At 39.1% G+C, this 2,292-nt stretch carries 2 protein-coding genes; both read right to left on the bottom strand.

Annotated elements, in window-relative coordinates:
* Nucleotides 1–205: 205 nt before the first annotated feature.
* Nucleotides 206–1,249: a tyrosine-type recombinase/integrase gene (locus tag K5Q92_RS23580; RefSeq protein WP_220771224.1), complete on the bottom strand. Its 1,044-nt coding sequence runs from the start codon at nt 1,247–1,249 to the stop codon at nt 206–208.
* A 157-nt stretch (nt 1,250–1,406) separates the two neighbouring features.
* A complete protein-coding gene (locus K5Q92_RS23575) occupies nt 1,407–1,922 on the bottom strand; it encodes a hypothetical protein (RefSeq protein WP_220771223.1) in 516 nt (171 codons plus the stop codon).
* Between the last annotated feature and the right edge of the window lie 370 nt (nt 1,923–2,292).

The following is a 2,292-nucleotide window of genomic DNA, read 5'->3' as shown; positions in this document are numbered from 1 at the left end:
ACACCATGGGAGCAGTTTTATTCTTTGGCGGCCTAATTGTATCTGAGGAGGACCGTTTCCTCAGTTTATAGTGGTCAGTTCTCAGTTTGCGACAGAACCATTATTCTAACCGAATCTAAAAAAAATCTACCAAAAAATTTAGTAGTTCAGATTTTGTTGTTATTTATAAGAATTTTAATTTGAAATGGTGTTTTGTGAGAGCCCATTACTTGTTATAGGTAGACAACATTCGCAGATCTTTATGCAGAGTGCGGCGCTGGATCTTCATTGCATCCTCGCCGTCACTGCCCATCTGAGTAACAAACCCACTTCTAGCGCTGTGCGCCCCAAAACGATGAACATCGATACCGGCTTTTACCAAGTACCCTTTCAAGATCCGGTTCACATCTGCTCCGCATAATACAGGTAACTCTAGGATTGGCGTGTCTTCTTTAGGGCCAGTTCGCAACGCTAAACCGTTCCGAGTGATACTCCTAAATATGTAGCCACTCTCAATACCGCTGATTTCAAGCCATTGCTTGATCGCATCATTGGCCGAAAATGCTTCATCATCAGGTAGCCACTTCACTTCTTTTCTACCATCTTGATTGGATTTGCTGAAACGTATCGTGATCTCTAGGCCTTCCAACTGAAAAGCTAAATCTCCTACCTTAAGCTTTACAATTTCACTTCTTCGAAATGCACCAGCTCTAAGTAACAGTATCAGTGCCAGGTCGCGGGATTTTACAAGGTCCTTTTGGTTATCAACAATGACTGATACCAGTTTGCCCAGTTCATCATTTAGTAGCGGCGCCTTATCATCATGCAAAACTTCTCGTGTTTGATTACGTCTAAAACCCTCAAGCGATTTTATGATCTCAGGGTGATAAGTGGGTGAATCATGGCCATGCTCGATATGAAAATGACGAATTGCTGCGACTCGCATTGCTATGGCGCTGTTGCTTAAATGGCGCGCTGTTTCTTGGCCATTAAATTGACCAATAAAGGTCCGAGTCATTTCTTGACCAAGATAGGCCATCAAAATTTCGGGTGAAGCCGGTAAGGGATTAAAACCATAGCTATCACAAAAATCGACAAAGCTTGCCCAAGCCGATAAGTAGGATTTAACTGTATTTTCAGATCGTCGATGTTGTTGCTGACTTTTAGCTTGATCGACTTTCGTATGTAAAGCCAAAGGTAGCCGACTGAGATCCAAAGGAGCATGTTCAGTATCTTGTCTATTTACTAATGTCGTTAGGCCATTCTTCATTGTCAGATCGTCCGAGTTTATTACATACGATAATTACTATTATAGTATGTAGAATTAACTGTAAACGGTCAACCACCAATAAAGTGGTTAAACCTTTCTTTTATTCTGAGGTTTTGTCGCAGCAATTGTGCCGATACATTAAAGGTAGGGGAGAGGGCTATTTGCTCATTTGAGACTTGATTTCAGCAAGTTCATCTAAGCGTTCAAACATATTTTCAAGCGCTTCATCATAAGTGCCAAGGCCATTACTTTTCATATAGCCTTTAATTTTAACTACCCAATCATTGTTAATCTCAATGTGAGACTTTCTTGAGCGTTTTGCGCGCTGATTGAGCTCTTTTCGCACATAACGCCATCCATCATCACTGATTAAGGCGTTAATGTCTTGGTTCATTGCATACACAAGATGATCTACGTCATGATCATTGTCCAAACCATTTTGAATTGACCTAATCTGCCTACGCAAACGAGTTATTAATTTACCTCTTGCTGATGCTGAAAGCGCATCCGTACTAACAAAATAGTTAAGATTACTAGCATAAAAACTAGCGCTTACTACTTTAAGCAGCAGTTCATTAGCCGCACCAAATTCCTCAGGAGTTAATAGCCATAATGCACGCCCTGAAGTGGGTTTTGCATAGTGGTACTGCCATCGCTGCCTTTCAAATGTCATATCGCTACCTATAAAATGGTTTAACCCTTTTATAGCATAGGTGATGTGAAAAATCTCATTTTTGGCTCATTCATTCCTAACTAAAAGACTCAAAATAGAGTAGAAGAAACCACAGTTAAATGGGAAATCAATTAATTCCTATTAATTGAAATTAATTTATTAAATAACCATAAGCCATTATATAATGGGGCTTAGAGAATGATTTGCACATAAAGTTTAATTGGTCATTTTTAATTTACCAATTAAGAAGTTGTTACGTCCTTAACTATTAAATGTGTTTATGCTTTTGTTGTTTTATGACCATGTTATCATTATTCACCCGCTTAATAGTCGCAAGTAATGACTTTTAACATTCAACTGCTCAATATCA

This window comes from Shewanella sp. MBTL60-007, from assembly GCF_019654915.1.
Classification (GTDB): Bacteria; Pseudomonadota; Gammaproteobacteria; order Enterobacterales; family Shewanellaceae; genus Shewanella.
The sequence above is the reverse complement of the archived record's forward strand: the minus strand, read 5'-3'. Positions and strand labels throughout refer to the sequence as shown.